Annotated in this window: 17 protein-coding genes; 7 read left to right on the forward strand and 10 right to left on the reverse strand. The window is 44.6% G+C overall.

The genetic code is table 11. The features are described from left to right. Together ACYVAA_RS18175 and ACYVAA_RS18180 are read left to right on the forward strand one after the other, a co-directional pair. Positions 1-769: ATP-binding protein (locus ACYVAA_RS18175; RefSeq protein ID WP_460544444.1), on the forward strand; the 769-nt coding region annotated here is incomplete at its 5' end. Between the two features lie 2 nt (positions 770-771). After that, positions 772-1,626: a DUF7281 domain-containing protein gene (locus ACYVAA_RS18180; RefSeq protein ID WP_460544446.1), complete on the forward strand. Its 855-nt coding sequence runs from the start codon at positions 772-774 to the stop codon at positions 1,624-1,626. 152 nt (positions 1,627-1,778) lie between these two features. Here ACYVAA_RS18180 and ACYVAA_RS18185 read toward each other — a convergent pair whose 3' ends face one another. The 3 genes from ACYVAA_RS18185 to ACYVAA_RS18195 form a co-directional block, all read right to left on the reverse strand. Then, positions 1,779-2,567, reverse strand: coding sequence for a gluconate 5-dehydrogenase (locus ACYVAA_RS18185; RefSeq protein ID WP_460544448.1), 789 nt, complete (start codon positions 2,565-2,567; stop codon positions 1,779-1,781). An 82-nt stretch (positions 2,568-2,649) separates the two neighbouring features. Beyond that, positions 2,650-3,489 (reverse strand): 5-dehydro-4-deoxy-D-glucuronate isomerase, encoded by an 840-nt coding sequence (gene kduI / locus ACYVAA_RS18190; RefSeq protein WP_460544450.1) that lies wholly within the window; start codon positions 3,487-3,489, stop codon positions 2,650-2,652. A gap of 322 nt (positions 3,490-3,811) precedes the next feature. Then, a complete protein-coding gene (locus tag ACYVAA_RS18195; protein ID WP_460544452.1) occupies positions 3,812-5,047 on the reverse strand; it encodes a DUF4861 domain-containing protein in 1,236 nt (411 codons plus the stop codon). 311 nt (positions 5,048-5,358) lie between these two features. Here ACYVAA_RS18195 and ACYVAA_RS18200 point away from each other — a divergent pair, with 311 nt between their 5' ends. Beyond that, entirely contained in the window at positions 5,359-6,735 is a 1,377-nt protein-coding gene (locus ACYVAA_RS18200) for a Gfo/Idh/MocA family protein (RefSeq protein WP_460544455.1), read from the forward strand. 185 nt (positions 6,736-6,920) lie between these two features. On the opposite strand, the gene ACYVAA_RS18205 is transcribed toward ACYVAA_RS18200, so the two are convergent. After that, a complete protein-coding gene (locus tag ACYVAA_RS18205; RefSeq protein ID WP_460544457.1) occupies positions 6,921-8,264 on the reverse strand; it encodes a sulfatase family protein in 1,344 nt (447 codons plus the stop codon). A 163-nt stretch (positions 8,265-8,427) separates the two neighbouring features. Between ACYVAA_RS18205 and ACYVAA_RS18210 the strand changes: the two genes are divergently transcribed. Both ACYVAA_RS18210 and hemN read left to right on the forward strand, forming a co-directional pair. Next, positions 8,428-8,712, forward strand: coding sequence for a hypothetical protein (locus ACYVAA_RS18210; RefSeq protein ID WP_460544459.1), 285 nt, complete (start codon positions 8,428-8,430; stop codon positions 8,710-8,712). 533 nt (positions 8,713-9,245) lie between these two features. After that, on the forward strand, positions 9,246-10,595 hold the full coding sequence (hemN, locus tag ACYVAA_RS18215) for an oxygen-independent coproporphyrinogen III oxidase (RefSeq protein WP_460544462.1): 1,350 nt from the start codon (positions 9,246-9,248) through the stop codon (positions 10,593-10,595). Positions 10,596-10,750: 155 nt separating this feature from the next. Here the strand turns inward: hemN and ACYVAA_RS18220 are convergent, their stop codons facing one another. Continuing rightward, positions 10,751-12,091: a hypothetical protein gene (locus ACYVAA_RS18220; RefSeq protein WP_460544465.1), complete on the reverse strand. Its 1,341-nt coding sequence runs from the start codon at positions 12,089-12,091 to the stop codon at positions 10,751-10,753. 232 nt (positions 12,092-12,323) lie between these two features. Further along, positions 12,324-13,604, reverse strand: coding sequence for a group II intron reverse transcriptase/maturase (ltrA, locus tag ACYVAA_RS18225; protein WP_460544467.1), 1,281 nt, complete (start codon positions 13,602-13,604; stop codon positions 12,324-12,326). Between the two features lie 1,042 nt (positions 13,605-14,646). Here ltrA and ACYVAA_RS18230 point away from each other — a divergent pair. Both ACYVAA_RS18230 and ACYVAA_RS18235 read left to right on the forward strand, forming a co-directional pair. Further along, positions 14,647-17,013 (forward strand): TonB-dependent receptor, encoded by a 2,367-nt coding sequence (locus tag ACYVAA_RS18230; protein WP_460544469.1) that lies wholly within the window; start codon positions 14,647-14,649, stop codon positions 17,011-17,013. 68 nt (positions 17,014-17,081) lie between these two features. After that, entirely contained in the window at positions 17,082-17,567 is a 486-nt protein-coding gene (locus ACYVAA_RS18235) for a thioredoxin family protein (RefSeq protein WP_460544472.1), read from the forward strand. A gap of 9 nt (positions 17,568-17,576) precedes the next feature. On the opposite strand, the gene ACYVAA_RS18240 is transcribed toward ACYVAA_RS18235, so the two are convergent. From ACYVAA_RS18240 to proC, 4 genes are all read right to left on the reverse strand, one after another. Beyond that, positions 17,577-17,990: a hypothetical protein gene (locus tag ACYVAA_RS18240; RefSeq protein ID WP_460544474.1), complete on the reverse strand. Its 414-nt coding sequence runs from the start codon at positions 17,988-17,990 to the stop codon at positions 17,577-17,579. Positions 17,991-18,123: 133 nt separating this feature from the next. Then, positions 18,124-19,323: an aldehyde dehydrogenase family protein gene (locus ACYVAA_RS18245; protein WP_460544477.1), complete on the reverse strand. Its 1,200-nt coding sequence runs from the start codon at positions 19,321-19,323 to the stop codon at positions 18,124-18,126. Positions 19,324-19,376: 53 nt separating this feature from the next. Continuing rightward, positions 19,377-20,156 (reverse strand): glutamate 5-kinase, encoded by a 780-nt coding sequence (gene proB, locus ACYVAA_RS18250; RefSeq protein ID WP_460544479.1) that lies wholly within the window; start codon positions 20,154-20,156, stop codon positions 19,377-19,379. 1 nt (position 20,157) lies between these two features. Beyond that, positions 20,158-20,973 (reverse strand): pyrroline-5-carboxylate reductase, encoded by an 816-nt coding sequence (proC, locus tag ACYVAA_RS18255; protein ID WP_460544481.1) that lies wholly within the window; start codon positions 20,971-20,973, stop codon positions 20,158-20,160. Between the last annotated feature and the right edge of the window lie 264 nt (positions 20,974-21,237).

The following is a 21,237-nucleotide window of genomic DNA, read 5'->3' on the forward strand; positions in this document are numbered from 1 at the left end:
GGGTAAAATAGACCAGTTTGAAAAACGAACTAACGAACGCTTTGCTTTTATTATCAACTCCGTAGGAAAGGAGACCACCATGCTCATCTCAAAAACGGGTGAGATTCAAAAAATAATCAAAAAAATAAACGCCGATTTTACCAGAAAACGTTTTTTAGAAGCAGTAACAAATATTCAATTAGACATAAAGGACAGCAAGAATACAGCAGTTATGCTTTTAAAGAAAATTAAGGAATTTAACGATGATAATGCTCTAAACTTAGGTGCTGCCAACCTTTTTTCTGGTGCTAACCATGATAAGAATAATGAAAAAGCCGTTGAGTTATTAAAGCAACTGGTTAAAGAAATAAATCAAGCGAATAATACTTTAATTGAATTAACGGATACCTTTGAATTATCTTTTAGGGTTGAGGAAAATGGTAATGATACAGGTTGGGTTGAAAAATTAACCAATGTAGGATCAGAGGGTACGGATGTTCTTGTTAAAGCCATGATAAATATTATGTTATTGAATGTTTTTAAGGAAGGAGCTTCAAGAAAGTTCAAAGATTTTAAACTTCACTGCATGATGGATGAAATAGGAAAACTCCATCCCAACAACGTCAAAGGGATACTGAACTTTGCCAATGACAGGAACATCATGCTGATTAATGGTTCTCCAACTGAAAGCACTCCCCTTAACTATCGACATATCTATAAAATAAGTAAGGACGACAGAAAACAGTCTAAAATCAAACGTATTATTTCAAATCCTGTTCTAGTGGAGTAACCATGGATAAAGTACCCTTTAACATTGCAAAAAAAATTCAGCTTATGGTCCAAGGTGAAGCCATTCCTTACGGTCAACTGAAAAATAAAGTTATCAACCAAATGATTGACGAGGGCATCCTTAATGTAAAATTACAAGGTAGAAGCCGGAAAACCATATTTGCACAAAAACCGCAATCTATCACCAATTTTTTGAGCAGTCACTTAGGAATAAACGACCTTAATAATTATATCAGAAATCTGGAAACCGGTACTTCAAGAGCTGAAAATATAGTTGCTTCTTCCGATTCCAAAATATCTATCCGAAGAACCTTTAAAGGATTTATTGTCAACTGTTTTTCTCCGGTTAAAGGTAAAATTAATGGTAAAAGCTTTGTGATTGAACCACAAGAAGGAACATATACATACATCCATGATTTTGAAAAATTTTCCATACCGTCAGACACACTTATAGTGGGAGTGGAAAACCCAGAAAACTTCAGATTTATCTGTAAGCAATCACACCTGTTTAATGTTGAATCAATCCTGTTTGTCAGTCGTTATCCTCAATCCAAGGATTTAGTAACCTGGCTTCAAAGCATACCAAATAAATACCTTCATTTTGGTGATTTTGACTTTGAAGGAGTACGAATTTTCAGGGATGAATATCTTAAATATCTAAGCGATAAAGCACACTATTTCATTCCTAAAAACATAGAGGAACTTATATTTAAGTATGGCAACAAAAAACTTTATGACCTACAATACAAATCAAATACTCCCACAGCTTTAAACCTTAACAAGGATGTTGAAGAGTTAATATCTTTATTTCATAAATATAAAAAATGCCTGGAGCAAGAAGTTTTAATTGAAGTATGACACTACCCCTACATAAAGGCAGAAAGGTGTCAATCGCCTCTTCCTCAGTCTTTGATGGGCGTTATTCCTTTTTTGCTTATCCCTTGATCTTATCAAAAAAGCCCTTCCCATAATAAAACAGGAAAGGCTTTTTCAAATCAGTCAATTTTCACTTATTCTTCGTTGGACGGCTTGCCGATGGTGGCCAAAATACCGCCATCCACATAGACGATCTGTCCATTGACAAAGTTGCTGGCCTTACTGGCCAGGAAGATGGTGGCGCCTTGAAGGTCTTCCGGATCTCCCCATCTACCGGCAGGGGTCCTGCTCACGATAAAGTCATTGAAAGGATGCCCATCCACACGGATCGGGGCGGTCTGGTCCGTGGCAAAATAGCCCGGTCCGATACCGTTCACCTGTATATTGTACTTGGCCCATTCGGTCGCCAGGTTTCTGGTCAGCATCTTCAGACCACCTTTGGCTGCCGCATAAGCAGAAACGGTATTTCTGCCCAGTTCACTCATCATGGAGCAGATATTGATGATCTTACCGCCTCCTTTTTCCTTCATTCCTTTGGCCACTCTTTTGGACATTAGGAAAGGGGAAACCAGGTCCATATTCACCACCTTGGCAAAGTCGGCCACTTCCATTTCCAAGGCCGGAGTACGTTGGATCATACCGGCATTGTTCACCAGAATGTCCACCGTTCCAAATTTGGCTTCTATTTCGGAAATGTTCTTGTCCACATCCGCTTCGCTGGTCACGTCAAAAAGATAACCGTGCGCCTCAATGCCGTCAGCAGCATATTCCTTAAGCGCCGCCTCCATTTTAGAAGGAGTATGTCCATTTACTATCAGAGTGGCACCGCTTTTTCCCAAAGCCTTGGCCATGGCCATGCCCAGTCCGTGCGTAGCACCGGTTACCAAAGCCACTTTTCCTGACAGATCAAATAATTCTTTCATGATTGGTTATTAGTTATTTGGTTAGTCTGCTATTGGATATCATAGAACTGTGGACGGTCGTCAGTTGACCGTCCACTGCCCCTTACTTCATATCGATAGGTGCCACCTTATCCATATCGCCATAGTCAAGGTTTTCACCGGCCATGCCCCAGATAAAGGTATAATTGGAAGTACCTGAACCGGCATGGATGGACCATGCTGGAGAAATTACTGCCTGATGGTTGGTCATCCAAATGTGACGGGTTTCCTGTGGCTGCCCCATATAGTGGCATACAGTAGCATCATCGGCCAGATCAAAATAGAAATAAGCCTCCATTCTTCTGTCATGGGTATGTGCCGGCATGGTGTTCCACACACTTCCTGGCTTCAGCTCTGTCATCCCCATCTGCAACTGGCAGGACTCCACCACGCTGTTGACGATCAGCTTATTGATCACCCGGTGATTGGAATTTTCCAAAGAACCCAATTCCACTTTTTCTGCATCCTCCAAACCTACTTTTTTGGTAGGGTAGGCCTTGTGTGCCGGAGCTGAGTTAAAATAAAGCAATGCCTTTCCTTCTGTGGATGGATTGAAGATCACTTCCTTAACTCCTCTTCCTACATAAAGCGCTTCTTTTGTATTTAATTTATGGTCGGTACCATCTACAGTTACCAAGGTAGGTGCTCCCACATTGATGATCCCCAACTCACGTCTTTCCAAAAAGTATTCAGCTTTCAACTGATCTACAGCCTCCAGCTCCAGAGCCTTGTTCACAGGGGCAATACCGCCTACGATCAAACGGTCAAAAGTAGTATAAACACCTGTAATCTTATCTTCCTGAAAAATATCTTCCAATAGAAAATGATCCCTTAATTTCTGGGTATCATACCCTTTTACATCATCAGGGTGAGACGCATGTCTGGTTACGATGTTTGTATGCATGTTGTTTGTTATTTTATGTGATTAAATAGTTTCCAAAATCAATTACTCCTTTGTGCAATCGATTTCCCAAATCGCCTGAAATTAATTTCCGTTGCTTTTGGCATCTTTTAAGATTTGCTCACAAAGTTAAAATTGGTTTACCTTTTAGGGGGGCTGTACCCTATTTTCAGGGAAAGTACGGCCATTTGCATCTGGAAAACAAAGCTAATAATATTAATGGGAAAATAAACCCTGCATCGATGTTCTCTGCACTCAAAAGAGAAATGCAGCAAGCTTTTCGAGCTATTTTGTTCTCCCTAAGCCGAATATCCTGCTCAACAGCTTACTGAACAGACACCTCCAGGGGAGACTGAACGGATTTTGCAAACTGCTCTAAATAGTTATCCCAAGCTGCTTTATCCGCAAACTGTCCGCTCTTGTCCCATGCAAAGCCCGCATAGTAAGTGATTTCACCGGCCTTTGGAGATGCCATGATCAGCAGTTGACTGCCATCTTTGTAATCAACCCGGTGATCTTTATGACCTTGGATGCTTTCAGGGTGAAGGACTACCCCAAGTCCCAGCTGGTTGCCGTCCATGGGTTCCCAATAACGGAAAAAGCCTTCTTGCTCATTTACCATTACCTCTCCCTCCTTTTCGTGCAGGGTAATCCCAATGGTGGCATTCGGGATGGTTTCGGTGCTTTCCAAAACGGAAACAAACTTGGCCATATTACTTCCCAGATCCAAGCTTATCCTTTTGGTCTCGGATACCTGCTTTCCGTTCACATCCCAAGGAGCATAGCTCAGCTCAAACAGGGTCCTGATCGGCCCCACCGCTATCCGCTTATAACGCACAAAATTCCTGGATGTGTAAAGGGAATCATTTTCCCAAATGCCTATCCCTCCAATGCCTCTGCTGGAGCCCACATGATAAGGATCATAGCCTTCTCCTTTATCGATATGATATGCTCCTTGCTTCTCATCGTTTTCCTTGTACCATTTATCGATAATAGGATAGCTCACGCTTTTCAGCCAAGCATCGATACCACTGGAAAGGGTTCCTCCCGGCTGGTTTTCCTCAATCCTACGCTGGGCATCCGGACCGTAAGTCCTAAATGCTACGCGGTCATTCTCCCAGGTATAGTCATCGGTTCTCTCCGGTACAAAACGGGAAAAGGTGGTCAGTTCAGAAATAGGCTGCTTCTCTCCCTCTTCCAAAGGCCGTACGGTGAAGCTCTCACTGGCCCCTGCCGCCAAGTCCACCTGAAAAAGCCATAGATCGGCCTGCTCATCGCCATCATAATCTATCCATTGGTTGACCAAGGTGCTGCCTTCCGCATTTTCAACCACCAGTTTTTCCTGCCCGTATTTTTCTATGTACTCCTTGACCGTTTCAGCACTGACCTCCACCGTAGCGGCCTTACGGGCAATGTCACTGGGGTTTTTTACGGTGATGGTAGGATGATCTTGAGATGTTTGGCAACTGTAGAATGCTGCCAAAAAAGCTAAACTGCCTATAGTAAGGCCTCCTTTTCTGATTTTTTTCAAAAAAGGGTCAACAGTCATTGTATTGTTCATTTGAATATGGATAAAATGGTTATTTCAAAAATCCTTAACTAATTGCCTTACTAAATAAAGATTAGTCAATGGATTCTGCAAGCCAATATCAATATTATATGCGTCCTTGGCAATAATGTAATTCAGTAGACCAAGTCTCTGCGTCTATCAGCGTTGTCCTGGGAGAACTATTTTACCCCATCAAAGCCTGGCAGAATTACAGATAAGTATAAAACCTTTTGACCTTTTTGATTTGGTCATATATCAAGCTATCTTATGACGGAAATTTTTGTTCCGTTCTTTTTTTATATGACAAAAACCCAATTGACAACATGCCCTTAAACACCATCAACCGGCGGCACTTCCTCAAAGGTTCTGCTGCTTCCCTTACCCTGGCATCCATGGGATCCTTCAATTTTGCTTTTGCCGAGCCTGATAAAACCTTCCGGGTGGGCCTGATAGGCACAGGCTGGTATGGAAAAAGCGATCTCTTCAAATTGATCCAAGTAGCTCCTGTGGAAGTCCTGGCCCTCTGTGATGTGGATGAAAACCACCTCAAAGAAGCGGGCCAACTGGTCAGTGAAAGGCAGGCTTCCGGGAATACCCCCAAGCTCTACCATGATTACAGAAAAATGCTTCAGGAGAATAAGCTGGACATCGTTCTTATCGGCAGTCCGGACCATTGGCATGCCTTACAGGCCATCGAAGCCATCAAGTCCGGGGCCCATGTCTATCTCCAAAAACCCATCAGTGTCGATGTACTGGAAGGGGAAGCAATACTGGCAACGGCGCGCCAATATAACCGGGTAGTTCAGGTGGGCACCCAGCGTAAAAGCACCCCTCACCTAATCGATGCCAAGAAAAAAATCGTGGACCAGGGATTGCTAGGAAAGATTTCCCATGTGGAGATGTGCTGTTATTACCATATGCGTGCCAATGAAAATCCATCTGAAAAACCGGTTCCAGAATTCCTGGACTATGAGTTTTGGACTGGCCCTGCCCCTTTACGTCCCTATGACAAGATTCCTCACAGAGGCTGGTGGCGAGCCTTTATGGAATACGGTAACGGGATCACAGGGGACATGTGTGTCCATATGCTGGACACGGTCAGGTGGATGCTGGACCTGAAATGGCCCAAAAAGATCAGTGCCACCGGGGGAATTTACATCCAAAAGGACAGTAAATCGAATATTGCAGATACCCAGACAGCTGTTTTTGAATATGATGAACTCAACTGCCTGTGGCAGCACAGGACCTGGGGAACCCCAGCTGATCCTGATTATCCCTGGGCCTTTAAGCTTTATGGAGAAAAAGGCACTTTATCGGCCAGTGTGATGCAATATGATTTTGTGCCCCGCGGCAATGGTGAAACCATTCATGGGGATGTCGTTTATGAAAGAGAAAAATACCCCGAAGACCTTGAAGAAAAAAACATTGAGTTGCACGCGGCCCCTGCGACCAGAAACCATCTAAGGGATTTCCTAAAGGCAATAGAAAACAATGGAAGACCCATTGCCGATATTGAGGAAGGTCACATTTCCTCCGCTTCCTGTATTTTGGCCAACCTGGCCATGAAGCTTGGACGCCCTTTGGTCTATGACCCCGAAAAAAAATTGGTTGTGAATGATCCAGAAGCAACAGCGCTGCTTCTCCGTCCCTACCGGGAGGGCTGGACACATCCTTATCAAACAACAAAAAGCAACTCCTGATGGAGTTGCTTTTTTTAATTGGTGCCCACTTTGGCTATTTAATTGCGTTTGTAAAATTGAGAACAGTCAAAGCGGGGCTTAATGTCTTTGTTTGGTTCGCTTCAAACGGAAGTTTAATTTAGTAAAAACACCCAATATTCCAAACAAAACAAGGCCTAACTTTTACATGATTTTTGCTTCTTCTTTCATTGGTCTTTTTGGATCAGCTTCTCCATTATCGATGGAGCAGGTTCGAAGCTATTCTGATGTTCTCTGTAGGCATGCTGTAGGTCTTTTACCACCTCTGGATATTCCTTGTTTACATTGTACTTTTCTGCTGGATCCACCTCAATCTGGTAAAGCAAGGGGACCTCATGCACCTGTGCAGGTTCGCTGCTGTAAGATCTTTTTGTGGTAAAATGTGCTTTCCAAGGGCCTTTTCTCACAGCATGAAGCTGGTCCCTATGGTAATAATAGACATATTCCCTGACCTCCTTTTGTTCCCCTTTCAGCAATGGCATGATATCCTTTCCGTCCATCTCCTTACCCGAAGGTAGTTTGCCACCGGCCAAATTGACAAAAGTCGGAAAGAGATCCATAGAAGTCACCAAAGAGGTACTGACCACATTCTTCCGGACAGTACCCGGCCACCAGGCAATGGCGGGCACCCGCATCCCCCCTTCATAGGTCGATGCCTTCCCTTCATAAAGCAAACCGGCAGAGCCGCCTTCTTCTTTCTGGGTCAGCCAAGGCCCATTGTCACTGGTAAACACCACCAAGGTATTCTTATCCAAGCCCAACTTTTTCAAGGTGGCCAGAATCTGTCCTACACTCCAGTCCAGTTCTTCCACAACATCACCATACAATCCCCGCTCACTTTTCCCTTTAAAGTCCTCGGAAGCATAAAGGGGCACATGGGGGAAGTTGTTCGGATAGTACAGAAAAAACGGTTGCTCCTGGTTTGCTTCAATGAAAGCTATGGCTTCTTCAGTATATCTTTTGGTCAGCTGGCCTTGGTCTATCTCGGTTTCCACTACTTGTTCATTGCGGTACAAGGGTAAGGGAGGATGGGAATTATGGCCATTTGGACGCATATCATTGGAATAGGGGATTCCAAAATAATAGTCAAATCCGTGCCTGTTGGGCATAAATTCTGGTAAATGCCCCAAGTGCCACTTGCCGATAATGCCCGTCTTATATCCTGACTTTTTCAAGGCTGAAGCCATGGTTTCCTCCGATTGGGGCAAGCCGCTGGATGAATCCGGAAACAGCACGCCCCGCTTTTTGCCCGCCATGCCATATCTTATGGGCAGCCTTCCGGTGAGCAATGCCGCCCGGCTAGGGGTGCACACATCAGCCCCAACATAAAACTGTGTAAACCGCATTCCTTCATTGGCCATTTGGTCCAAATGAGGCGTTTTGATGGTCGGATGGCCATAGCAGCCAAGATCGCCATAGCCTAGGTCATCCGCGAAAATAACGATGATATTGGGCTGGTCTTTCTCATCTTGAGCCCTAAGTGCCGTGCAAAAAAGAAAAAAAACGAACATGGCCAATGGTATCCGGTTATTTCGAAAATATCGATAAATCATACTCCAAACATTAATAAAGAATTCTTGATAAGTTCAAATAAACCGTCAATATAGCTTATAGATTTTACTAAGTACATAGTATTACCTAATTTTGACGTTTCATTCAGACTTACTCATAACCATGACACCAGCCGAATTTAAAAACAGCCTACAGCAAAACCAGCCACCCAAAGGAATCAGCATTCAGTTAACATCCCTGTGGTATGACGGCAAGGGAAACTGGGAACACGCCCATGACCTGGTCAATGACCTGATGGACGAAGATTCTGCTTACGTACACGCTTATCTCCACCGAAAAGAAGGGGACGAATGGAATGCCTCCTATTGGTACCGCAATGCCCGCAAAACCAAGCCCTCCTGCAGCCTTGAAGAAGAATGGGAAATGCTGGTGGAATATTTTCTTTAGTTCCAAAATAGGCATTAGCCTATCTATTTCGGCCACTAAGATTACTAATGAATCATTCCATCTAACTTATGTCATAATCTCAGTTCAAGTTTCAAAGACGTCATTCCGAGCTTGTCTGGAGCCAAACAGGCTTGGCGTAGGATTGCGAGAAGGAAGCTGTGGGAATCTCATAATAAGGAGATTCCCACACCCTTTCCTCCCACACTCACCCAAGCACAAAAGGGTTCGCAATAGCCTGCCCCGATCACTTTCGGGGACGCAGCGATCCTATTTCACTGCTTTTAAATCGAACTCGGGTTCATACCTTAGCTATTGTACGTTACTTTTTCCAAGTCTTAGAATCCGGGTTCAACCTTATATACCAACGGCTGCATAATTGCATTGAAGAAAATCCGTGTAATCCGTGGACTTTCTTTTAAGCAAAATCACTTACAACCTTAAATACATGATTTTTATCAGGTTTTTCCTTGAGCCTGATCAAGTTTTTTGAGGCACTGCCTTTATAGTTTTGTCCTAAACCTTAATGACAGAATATGGCACCCTCACCTGACCTGATCCGCAAGTATGACCTTGCTGTCCCGCGTTATACCAGTTACCCGACCGTTCCTTTATGGGAAGACAACCTGGACGAGCTGACCTGGAAAAAGAACGTCCAACAAGCCTATCAAGATTTCGGCCGTACCGAAGGAATCCAACTTTACATTCATCTTCCCTATTGTGAAAGCCTCTGCACCTACTGTGGATGCAATAAAAGGATCACTAAAAACCACGATACAGAAAAGCCCTATATCCATGCGGTCATACAGGAATGGGACCAGTACCTGAAGATCCTTCCCCAAAAGCCCAAACTGGCCGGCATCCATCTGGGCGGCGGAACCCCTACCTTCTTCTCACCTGAGCACTTGTTTGAATTGATTAGCTATATCAAAAAAACGGCTACCGTCCAGGACAATGCGGAATTCAGCTTTGAAGGCCACCCCAACAATACTTCCTTTGCCCACCTGAGCACCCTCCGTTTACTGGGCTTTACACGTGTCAGCTATGGCATACAGGATTTCAGTACCAGGGTCCAACAGGCCATCCACCGTATCCAGCCTTTTGAAACGGTCAAAAAGGCCACAGAAAATACCCGCCATGTGGGCTTTGATGCCATCAACTTTGATCTTATTTACGGTTTGCCTCATCAGACGACAGAAAGCATTGAGGAAACCTTCAAGCAGGTCGCTAAGCTGAGACCTGAAAGGATAGCTTTTTACAGTTATGCCCATGTCCCTTCTGTATTTCCAGCCCAGAAGAGTTTTGAGGATTTCCTTCCTTTAAAAGAGGAGAAAAGGGCCCTTTATGAAACCGGAAAAAGACTGCTTGCCAATATGGGCTATAGGGAAATCGGCATGGACCATTTTTCCCTCGAAGAGGATGCTCTCTATCAGGCAAAGCAATCCGGCAAACTCCATAGGAACTTTATGGGCTACACTACCCAACCTTCAAAAATGCTATTGGGACTTGGCAACAGTGCCATCAGTGATATCCATTATGCTTATGCCCAAAACACCAAAGACATCGACCTTTACAAGGAGCAGACTAACCTGCAACATTTCCCTATTAGCAAGGGGCATTTGATGTCTCTGGAGGATATCAAAACCCGACAAACCATCCTGGAACTGATCTGTAAAGGGCAGACTAAAATAACGGAGTCCCTATGGAAAATGGACACGATAAACCAGATAATAGAAATGCAAAAAGACGGTTTGTTGGATGTAAAAAACGGGATGGTCACGGTGCTTGATGACGGAATGGCCTTTATCAGAAATATCTGTTCGGTCTTTGATTACCGTATGAAAACCCAACAGTCCAAGAAGTTTGTGTTCAGTAAAGCGATATAAGGGTACCTGGAAATAAACGATATGAGGAAGCGTATTTTAGTCCAATTATTTTCATAAACCCCTAAAAAATGGTTCGATGCAGTAAAGGCTTTTTTTATAAGCCAACAAGGGAGGCCATGGCCTCCCTTGAAGTATTTTTTATCACCTTATACCGATTATAAGGATATCTGAAACTGCATCACCGCCATCCCCTTTCGGTCAGTGCTGGAGTACCCCCCATCTCCACCCAGGGTAAACACCGGCCGGCTTTGATAGCTAAGGGTAAGTTTGGCCCGGTTACCGTTGATCAGCCAGTTTAGCCCACCGTCGTACATGACCATGGAGTCGCTTAGGAGATCAAATTTGGAGTACTGTCCGGAAAAATAAGGCTGCAGGGTGCCGCAATCTCCCAAAAGGTCTCTCCTGAACAGGTAAGCCAGCTGCCCATAAAAAGTATCCCCCGTACCTATGGTGGGGAATGCGTTCCCCGCTCCATTAAAGGTCCCATTGGCATTGGTACCCGTAGCCGGATTCATCGGACCAATGTTTCTCACATAGTTTTTCCCATAATCGCTGTAATTATAGGCAGCATACGCCGTCACAGCATTTCCTTTACTTTCATCGATTGGGTTTTCATAGAAGAAGTCCACCGAAAACAATTTCAAATCCGAACGAAGGGTATCGGTGGTGTTTTCTGCATAACGCCACATGGCCTCTTTTTGACTCATAAAACCCGCACCGATATTGAAAACCCGCTTGGTCCCCAGATAGGATCCTGCCTGATAAGGTGTGGTATTCGATTCCTTATCCCAAAACATGTATTTAAAATAGCCATGATACTGCGCAAATCCCGGCTCGTTGGCAAAGACCGCGTTTTCCCCAATGCCCGCATCTTGCGCATTGGAATTCTCTATGGACATGGGCTTGGATACAGCCAACCTATAGTCCAGTTTACCCAGCTGCCCCTTGGCATAAACACTGAATTTTCTTACAAACTGATCGTTCACATCATTGGTAGCCTGCTGATAAAGCGGCGCGTCCACCGAAAGAATGGATCCTACAGAAGGTGAAGAGTACCTGGAAAGCCCGTTCCATCCCGTCAAACCAGCACCAAGGGACAATTTCTCCGCCAATACCTTATACTCCCCCAAAGCATCCAAAAAGAAAAGCCCCTGCTTCCTGGGAGAGTTATAGGACAAATTGTTCTGTCCAAACTGGGTATAGAAAAACACCCGATCGGTCAGTTGTCCAAAAACCTGGATTCTTGTCCTCCGTAAGCCTATATCCATCAAATGGTCATCTGAGTTTCCGTAGACTTCAGAACCGGGGTTTGCTTGGGTATATCGCAGCCAAATTTGGTTTAAAAACGTTCCTTTTACATAATGGCTACCATCCTTGTTAAGGTTAAAACGTAATTCTTTTTTCTCTTTGGGCTTTTGTTGTTTTTTTGAAGATTGGGCGTTCACACCGCCATAAATCAGGCCTAAAGCCAGTAGCATTATGCTAAAACGTCTCATTTTTTTCACATTTATAAAATAAAAAGGCATTTTTCGTTCCTAAACTGCGGCAAAAATAAAAGCTCCATTTAGATATACCATCATTTTGTAACGAACATTACCGGCTATTCTTTAAGCGGTAGGTACACCCTTTGGCTTTTGGAAAAAATAGTTATTGGGAAATTAGGTAGTCGAGTAGGTAAGGGGAATTTCACCCCAAACCTCTCACAGCACCGTGCGTGATAGTCTCCCATCACACGGCGCGTCCAAAGTTAGGCCTCCTGTTCTTGGCAAGGGTTGGGGGTACTAATTGCCAGTGGGCGAACAGGTTTGGCTTTCCACGGTAGACTGTTTCCAGCCACCTGATTGCCTTTCGTTTCCCAATCCTCCTTTTCTGGGCCATCTTCCATTCTATCAGTTTCTTATTCAGCCAGAACCATAATCCCACTGTTGTCCATTTATGGAACTTACAGTAATAATTGATCCAGCCTTTTATCATGACATTGATAGCTGACGACAGTCCTTGAATATTGCCTCGGTATTTCCTTATGGAAAACTTCCTGACCTTATCCCTGATCGATGTTTTGGAAGATTCGCTCATACATGCAGCGGTGATCAGTTTCAGCCCGTCTTTTGTCGGACAATAGCGCGGTTTGAACGTATAACCCAGAAAGTCAAAGGAGCATGCCGTCTCAGGGTTTTCCCTGTTTCGGTCATTTCGGCAGTAGACAATCTTTGTCTTTGCTTCGTTCATTGACAGTCCGCATTCGTTCATCCTTTCCGCTATTCGGGTTTTCATGAATGCTGCCTGTTTGTTGCTAACACAGTGAACTATGATGTCATCCGAGTATCTTTCAAACTGCATTTTCGGACAGTATTTCTCTATCCACCTATCGAAGGTGAAGTGGAGAAACATATTCGCCAGCAGTCCGCTGATAACCCCTCCCTGAGGAGTACCCTTCTCCCGTCCTTCAGTCAATCCTGTTTCCTGCTTCACAACATCAGCTTTCAGCCAGCGATCTATGTACATCGAAACCCATTTCTCCTTGGTATAATGTTCTACCGCCTTCAGCATTAGATCGTGGGGTATGTTATCGAAGAATCCACTGATATCGATATCCAGTACCCAACCGATTTTACTGCATCGCCTGATTGCTGACTGAATGGCCATGTGGGCATTACGTCCTGGCCGATATCCGTAGCTGTCGGGATGAAAAGTCGGTTCCACTATACGTTCCAGATACGCCTTGACTACCTGCTGACATACCCTGTCAGATACCGTTGGGATCCCAAGACTACGGGTTCCCCCTGATTTCTTGGGAATCAACACTTCTTTGATCGCCGAAGGGTGATAGCTTCCTGAGCTCATGCGGTTCCAGAGTTTGTAAACATTCCTATTTAGTTCTTTCTCGAAGTCGCTGATACTCTGTCCGTCTATTCCTCCGCTTCCTCCACTGATCTTGACCTTCTTGAAGGCCTCCAGTACCATTACCCTGCTTACAGGATGTTCCTTTGTTTCATAATAATCAATCATCCCCTGTTACAAGTTGTTGTTAATATGGAAACCAACTCTGGTTCCACCCTTTGCTCCTCTCTACTTTCGCAGAGTATCACCACTACTACGATGAAATCCGCCCCCTTTCAGCATTTCGGTATTCGCCTTACAGGTTCGCTGCTTGTGCTTTCCCTTAGCACTGCTGAAAGAGTTCCCTTGTTCCGTTGAAAAGCCTGTAACGGGTTCCTGCCTCCTTTACACCGCATACTGTCCGGCCGGTAAACAGCTTACTTCTGCCGGACTTGTTCCTGAGGACACATATACCCCCTCAGTTTCAGTATGGTCTATGGATATATCGATGTTTTAACATGGAGGTTCACTCTCGTTCAGCTCCCCGTTACCCACCTGACAGATGACCTCTGCCTTTTCTTTATCGCTCAGTACGAATACCTTTCGGTGAGTCGCACCATAAAGTGGTTTGTGAAGTCTGGCTGACAGCCTACACGATGGGCCGACCATCATCTTTTCAACAGCATGCGGAGAACTTATTCCTCCGCTTCAAGGCACACATATGTATATCCGCAAAGACACCAGTAGCTCTAAGTTAGCAAACCATGTCTCACAGAATGCACAGAAACCCACAGAAAAGTTTTTTGAATTCCGTGGAATTCTGTGGAATCTGTGAGAAACAAATTTACTGGTGAAATTCCGGATAATCGTATTAGGTAATTAAGGTATTGTCAGATTCGTAGATAAGATCACTTCCTCATTCAAAATCCAGCATTCTACATTCCTTGTTGATGAGCCCATTTGCAGATCCATTACCAATCAAAAACTGAAGGCTTAACATTGGCCCTGACCAATCATGGCCCCCCTCTGTTCCATAGAATGTCATTTTTAGCCCTTGCCTAACTCTGCATTTTATGAAAGATCAAAATCATGCTCAATTCTTTCAAAGCCCACAAAACGAAAAAAGACGATACAAAATTTTATTTTAGATAAGACTAAATATTTTTTTCTATTAATATAATCTATAATTTCGTGTATCTAAATAAATATTTTAGAAAACCGAAAATACCAAATGAAACAAACAATTACCGTTTTAATAGTTCTCCTTTGCACTTACATCCCCACTTTTGGCCAGCACACCAGTACCATTACAGGGCAGGTCAGTATTGAGGCCGATGCCCCGGTGTATGCTGCTGTACAGATAACAGGAACTGATTTAGGCACCATGACAGCTGCCAATGGGTCATTTAAGATTGATCGTGTACCAGCCGGAGAGGTAGAACTTAAAATTAAGCTGATGGGGTACCAAACCCTTCAGCAAAAGCTCACCACCCAAGCCGGAAAAACGGCGCACGTACAAATCACGTTGAAGGAGGACAAACTAAACCTCAACGAGGTCGTGGTCAGTGCAACCCGATATGAACTGGACAGAAAGGAGGCCCCTGTGGTCGTCAACGTACTTAGCCCCAAGATTTTCAACGCTACTCAATCCCTTGCCCTTTCGGATGGGCTCAATTACCAACCCGGAGTACGCGTGGAAACCAATTGTCAAAACTGCGGATTTACCCAGGTAAGGCTAAATGGACTGGAAGGCGCCTATTCACAGATCCTCATCAACAGCCGGCCCATTTTCAGTGCACTCAACAGCGTATACGGCCTGGACCAGATTCCTACCAACATCATAGAACGTGTGGAAGTGGTCAGAGGGGGAGGTTCTGCACTCTATGGTTCCAATGCCATTGCAGGCACCATTAATATCATCACCAAAGAACCCGTCGAAGACACCTGGCAGGTCAGTTCCAATGCCGCTTTAATTGACGGAAAAGTACCGGACAATATGTTGAATTTCAACGGCTCCTTTACCAGCGAAGACCTTAAAACAGGGGTAACGTTTTATGGCATGTTCAGAAACAGGGGAAGCTACGATGCCAATGGCGACGACTTCACCGAAATCACCAGTTTGGAAAACAACACTTTTGGCATGAAGTCCTTCGTCAAACCTACTGAATTCAGTAAGCTTACTCTGGACTTCAGTGCGATCAAGGAATACCGGAGAGGGGGCAATCTACTGGATTTGGCGCCCCATTTTACAGACATTACCGAAGAACTTGACCACAATACTGTCATTGGAGGACTTACCTACGAACTGTTCAGCAAGGATCGAAGGAACAAATTCTCTACCTACATTTCAGCACAGACCACCCAGCGGGACAGCTATTACGGTGGCCTGGGAGGTGGCCGCACCAAACCTGACAGCACGCTTGCTTCCAATGCCTACGGCAATACCAAAGACCTTTCGGTGGTTTCCGGAGCCCAATTCTCCAGAAACTTGAGCAATAGGGATGTGTTCATTGTCGGAGCAGAATACCAACATAGCGGTGTGGAAGACATCATTGCCGGCTATAACAGGCTCGTTGATCAGCAGGTCAATTCCATCGGACTGTACGGTCAATATGAATGGAAGCCCTCCGAGCGCTTTACCGCCCTGGCCGGCGGAAGGCTTGACCAGACTTCCGTAAACGGGAACTATCAAGTAGGCGACATCACAAGAAGTTCCGATGTCACTACGCAGGTTTTCAGTCCCAGGTTCAACATTCTTTATGACCTTAGGGAGGATGTACAGTTGAGAGGCGGTTATGCCCGTGGCTTCAGGGCTCCTCAAGCCTTCAATGAAGACCTTCATATTTCCTCCGTTGGCGGGGAACCTACGTTTGTAATCCTCTCCGACGAATTGAAAACAGAGCTCTCCGATGCCTACACCTTATCCCTGAACTATTCCAGTAACTTGGGGGACACCCAAATGAGTTTTCTTGCCGAAGGTTTTTATACAGATCTCAAAAGACCATTTACCACGGTAAGCACCGGAGCCACCCTACCTAACGGCTCTATCCTGGAAGAAGTCCGCAACGGTACAGGCGCCTATGTGAGCGGAGGAAATTTTGAGCTCAGCTTGGCCCCTTCCTCTGACCTGGTATTCCAGGCCGGAGGTACAGTACAGCAGTCTCTCTATAAAGACGAGCAGGCACTCTTCGAACCAGAAGAAGACAATGAAGCCGAGCCGGCAGTAATTACCGACCGTTTTGTCCGCACGCCAAATGTATACGGCTACCTTGCCACCAACTGGTCAGTAAATGAGCACCTGGCGGTAGATTTGACGGGGACATACACCGGAAGCATGATCGTACCGCATGTGATAAGCGAATCAGGATATTTGGAACTGGTGAACAGCAAGTCCTTTGTGGACACCAACCTAAAGCTATCCTATCACTTTGACTTGCTGGAAGACTTCCACCTGGAGCTTAGCGGAGGCGTTCAAAATATGTTCAACAGTTATCAGAATGATTTTGATCGGGGCGCATTAAGGGATTCCAACTTCATTTATGGACCTGCCCGCCCACGAACTTACTTTCTGTCTGTAAAAATCGGTAACTTTCATTAGTAAACCCATGTAGGGATTTTCCGAAATGCGTTGGCATTAACCGGAGAATCCCTTTTAAGCGCACAAACATGAAGATAACCCTATATACAACGCTCCTTTTAGTGCTTTTAGGCTCCCCTAACCAGCTTAAGGCCCAAGACGAACCGAGCATAGAGTGGCTATCCTTTGAGCAACTGGAAGAGGCACTTGCCAACGAACCTAAAAAAGTATTCATCGACTTCTATACGGACTGGTGCAGCTATTGTAAAAAAATGGACAAAAAGGTCTTCACCCGACCGGAGGTAATCAATGCCATCAACGAATACTTTTATGCCGTAAGGATGGATGCAGAAAACAGGGACAGCATCACATTCGAAGGACAGGTATTTTTCAACCGATTAGCCACGGACAAAAGGCCTGGTGTGCATGACCTGGCCTTATTGCTGGGGCAAAGAGACGGTCAGTTTGCCCCTCCTACCTTGTTGGTTCTGAATGAAGATTTTAAAATACTGGACAGGAAGTTTGAATACCTCTATAGTGAAAAACTACTCCGCTGGTTAAAAGGATTTGAATAAAGAAAGAGATCAAACGGGTTTACCCACGATCTTTCCTCCAAGATAAGCCATGGGGATATAGGCTACTATCAGATCCAACGCGATAAACCAGGCCGGAGAGGGTATCATAAATACATTGCTGATCCCTCCCACCAAAAAGAAGGCTCCCACCAACAGGGCCCATCTCAATTTATTATTGGCCGCTATCAATGCTGCAAGATAGGCTCCGGCAAAGGTTCCCAGCGCATGGGCCAGAAAAGGCATAATATAATGTCTGGGCTGAAAAAGATGAATGGACTCCTTTAGCCCTTCCATGGTAGTGACATCTGCCCCTTCAGGAGGAGTGATAACCATCCCGCTGATCATTATTATTCCCATATTCACCAAACTCCCCACTAAAAGCCCGGCCAATACGGCGATGATATTTTTTAGAACTGGTTTCATCTAGGATTCTTTTATCTAATAATACTGATAATTTCAGACAAAACCATGAATTTATCACGCCCCATAAGCCGGTAAAACAAGAAAGCCATCCGAAGAGGATGGCTTTCTTTACAGAATATAGTTATCGGCTCAATTAATTTCTAATCTGCCCATTACCAAATACATAATATTTATTGGTCACCAACTGTTCCAGCCCTAAAGGCCCACGGTGGTGGAGCTTGTCCGTACTAATTGCCAGTTCGGCTCCTACCCCCATTTGTCCGCCATCGGTAAACCGGGTGGATGCATTGTGATAAACCGCCGCACTATCCACTTGCTCCATAAATTTGGCCGCTTTGGCCTTGTCTGCAGTAAGGATGGTGGCGGAATGTCCTCCGCTATATTTGTTGATTTTATCGATTACCTCATCGAGGTCCTTGGCTTTTCCCACTAGTGCCTTTAGTGCCAAAAACTCCTCATGCCAGGTATCTTCAGAAGGAATGGCCTTCGCCCCTTCCAGACTGGAAAGAAGCTCCTCTTCCGCCAGTAGCTCCACTTTGTGATCGGCTAGCTCTTTGGCCAATTCTTTCAGCTTGGCATCAAAATCAGGCAGTTTTTCATCCACAAGGATTTTATCCAAAGCATTGCAAGCGGAAATTTTATGGGTTTTGGCATTAAGGATCACTTTCTTGGCAACTTCCCAATCCGCATCCTCAGCCACATAAGCAAAATTGTTTCCACGACCACTCACCAAGACAGCACATTGGGCGTGCTCTTTTACAAAGGCGATCAATCGCTCTCCTCCACGAGGTACAATCAGATCCAGTTTTTCCGTAGGATTCTTCAAGAAGGCCTGGGTCTGCTCCCTATTGAGGGTAAATAACTCTATCCAATCTTTGCTCAATCCGTTTTCCTCCAAAGCCTCGTGCCAACACTCCACCAAGGCCTTATTGGAATTGACCGCTTCTTTACCTCCTTTAAGCAAAATTTTACTATTGGCTTTGAAAGCAAGTACAGCAGCTTCAATGGTTACATCCGGACGGGATTCATAAATGATCATGATGGTCCCAAAAGGAGCGGTTTGGTTGACGATCTCAAGACCGTTTTCCAAATTCCTTTTGGAGATGACCTTCCCTACCGGATCGTCCTGATCCAAAACTTCTTGCACGGCCTGGATCATCCCATCCACTTTGGACTGATTGACCACCAGCCTGTCGTACAAGGCCTGATCATCCTTTTGAAAAGCATCCAGGTCTTGCTGGTTGGCAGCAATGATTTTATCACGTTTTTTGTCTATGATCTTGATCATGGACTTCAACACGTCATTTTTCTTTTCTGTGCTTAGTATTTTCATGTTGATTAGTTCTTTTTCGGTTCTCTGATTATCGGTTTAGGTAAACATTCCTCTCAATCGTCGGAAACCTTTGTTCCTACCTCTTTGCCGTCCACGATATCCAAGATCATGTTTTCCTTGTTTCCGTTGGCAATATAGGTCGGAATGTTTTTGCGGGCAGCTTCTTTGGCCACGTTGAGCTTGGATTTCATTCCTCCACGGCCCTCAGCTTCTCCTTTGGTGGATTCCTGAATAAAATGCTCCACGTTTTCGTCTGTGCCCACATGTTTGATGCGCTTGGTATGTTCATCGTCCGGATGACCATTAAACAAGCCATCGGTATCGGTCAGCAGAATCAACATATCCGCTTGGATAAGCTCTGCTACCAAACTGGCCAATTCATCATTGTCCGTAAAAGTGGACATGGATAAGGACACGGCATCATCTTCATTGGCAATGGGGATGATCCCTTCAGATAGTAGTCCTTCGTAGCAGTTGATCATATTCTCCCGGTGCTTTCCAGGGTCAAAATCCCGCTTGGTGGCCAGGACTTGGGCACAGCGCATCCCGTAATCTTGGAAAATGTTATAATAATGGCGCATCATCCTTGGTTGCCCCACGGCAGAAAACACTTGTCTTCGAATGATCTTGTCGGTAATATTCACCTTGTTTCCCAAGACTTCTTTCCCTGCGATCACAGAACCTGAAGAAACGAGCACGGACATGATCCCTCTCTCATACAAAGTAGCAATCTGATCGACCAATTTCTTCAACACCATATTGACAATACGGTTGTCCTTATTGGTCATCACATTGGTCCCTACCTTAATTACTATTCTTTTTGTTTCTTCCATCTTATGCGTTTCTGAATTCTTCTCCTAATTCCACTGCCCTGTTGAATGCAGCATAGGCAGCTTCTTTAATCAGTTCCTTAACATTATTGTCTTCCATGGAATCCAATGCCGCCCGTGTAGTGCCTCCTTTGGAAGCTACCCGGTCCATCCAAGCTTCCGGATCAAGATCAGAAGAACCAAACAGTTCTACTGCCCCTACAAAGGTTTGTTCTACCAGTACCCTACTGTCGTATTTAGAGAATCCCATTTTTAGCGCTGCCTCCAACATGGATTGCATGAAATAGAATACATAAGCCGGCCCACTGCCGGAAATCCCTGTGGATGCATCAATGTCATTTTCGTTATCCAACTGGACAGAACGACCGGTGGTGTCCAGTAAGTTCTGAATAGTGGAAAGCTCCAATCGGGAGACTTCGTCAGAAGCAGTAAATGAAGTCATGCCTTTTCCTACCTGGGCAGGTAGATTTGGCATGGCTCTCACCACTTTCATCCTGCCTACTCCATCTTTAATGGCTTTAATGGTAACCCCTGCCATCAAGGAAATGAATATCTGGCCTTCTCCGGTGAGTGGCTTCATGGCCGCCATCAATTCATTGGCATGATAAGGTTTTACTGCAATAAAAATAACATCAGCCAAAGGAACACAGTCTTCCAGCTTTTCGTAAACCGCAAAATGGCTGCGCTTCCTTAATTCATCTGTTTTCTCTTTTGAACTGTCAAGGATCATCAGATCCCTATCTTTTAAAAATTTTGATTTGGCTATTGCCTCGGCATAAGTTAATCCCATATTTCCTCCGCCGATTACAAGAACTTTCATAGTGTTGTTAGAAAGGTTATTTAAATTTTGTACAGGGACTATCCCCGTCAATCTTCACTACCCTATGCCACAATCATCGTGCGGGGATGCCATATTATGAAAAAAGTACTCCTTCATCAATATTTAATCCACATCTTTCCTACTTTGGCACGATTATTTTGTGGGATTTAAACAATATACACCATTATTATCACATTTATAACCATCAAACATCATTTTTTACCAGTATTTTTTTTACTGAAAAAAAATCAGTTCAATAAATCT

Source organism: Echinicola sediminis (assembly GCF_054777495.1).

Bases quoted from the DNA above. Each gene is read 5' to 3' on its own strand.
- ACYVAA_RS18180 (WP_460544446.1), top strand. From the start codon at position 772: ATGGATAAAGTACCCTTTAACATTGCAAAAAAAATTCAGCTTATGGTC.
- ACYVAA_RS18185 (WP_460544448.1), bottom strand. From the start codon at position 2,567: ATGAAAGAATTATTTGATCTGTCAGGAAAAGTGGCTTTGGTAACCGGT.
- kduI (WP_460544450.1), bottom strand. From the start codon at position 3,489: ATGCATACAAACATCGTAACCAGACATGCGTCTCACCCTGATGATGTA.
- ACYVAA_RS18195 (WP_460544452.1), bottom strand. From the start codon at position 5,047: ATGAACAATACAATGACTGTTGACCCTTTTTTGAAAAAAATCAGAAAA.
- ACYVAA_RS18200 (WP_460544455.1), top strand. From the start codon at position 5,359: ATGCCCTTAAACACCATCAACCGGCGGCACTTCCTCAAAGGTTCTGCT.
- ACYVAA_RS18205 (WP_460544457.1), bottom strand. From the start codon at position 8,264: ATGTTCGTTTTTTTTCTTTTTTGCACGGCACTTAGGGCTCAAGATGAG.
- ACYVAA_RS18210 (WP_460544459.1), top strand. From the start codon at position 8,428: ATGACACCAGCCGAATTTAAAAACAGCCTACAGCAAAACCAGCCACCC.
- hemN (WP_460544462.1), top strand. From the start codon at position 9,246: ATGGCACCCTCACCTGACCTGATCCGCAAGTATGACCTTGCTGTCCCG.
- ACYVAA_RS18220 (WP_460544465.1), bottom strand. From the start codon at position 12,091: ATGAGACGTTTTAGCATAATGCTACTGGCTTTAGGCCTGATTTATGGC.
- ltrA (WP_460544467.1), bottom strand. From the start codon at position 13,604: ATGATTGATTATTATGAAACAAAGGAACATCCTGTAAGCAGGGTAATG.
- ACYVAA_RS18230 (WP_460544469.1), top strand. From the start codon at position 14,647: ATGAAACAAACAATTACCGTTTTAATAGTTCTCCTTTGCACTTACATC.
- ACYVAA_RS18235 (WP_460544472.1), top strand. From the start codon at position 17,082: ATGAAGATAACCCTATATACAACGCTCCTTTTAGTGCTTTTAGGCTCC.
- ACYVAA_RS18240 (WP_460544474.1), bottom strand. From the start codon at position 17,990: ATGAAACCAGTTCTAAAAAATATCATCGCCGTATTGGCCGGGCTTTTA.
- ACYVAA_RS18245 (WP_460544477.1), bottom strand. From the start codon at position 19,323: ATGAAAATACTAAGCACAGAAAAGAAAAATGACGTGTTGAAGTCCATG.
- proB (WP_460544479.1), bottom strand. From the start codon at position 20,156: ATGGAAGAAACAAAAAGAATAGTAATTAAGGTAGGGACCAATGTGATG.
- proC (WP_460544481.1), bottom strand. From the start codon at position 20,973: ATGAAAGTTCTTGTAATCGGCGGAGGAAATATGGGATTAACTTATGCC.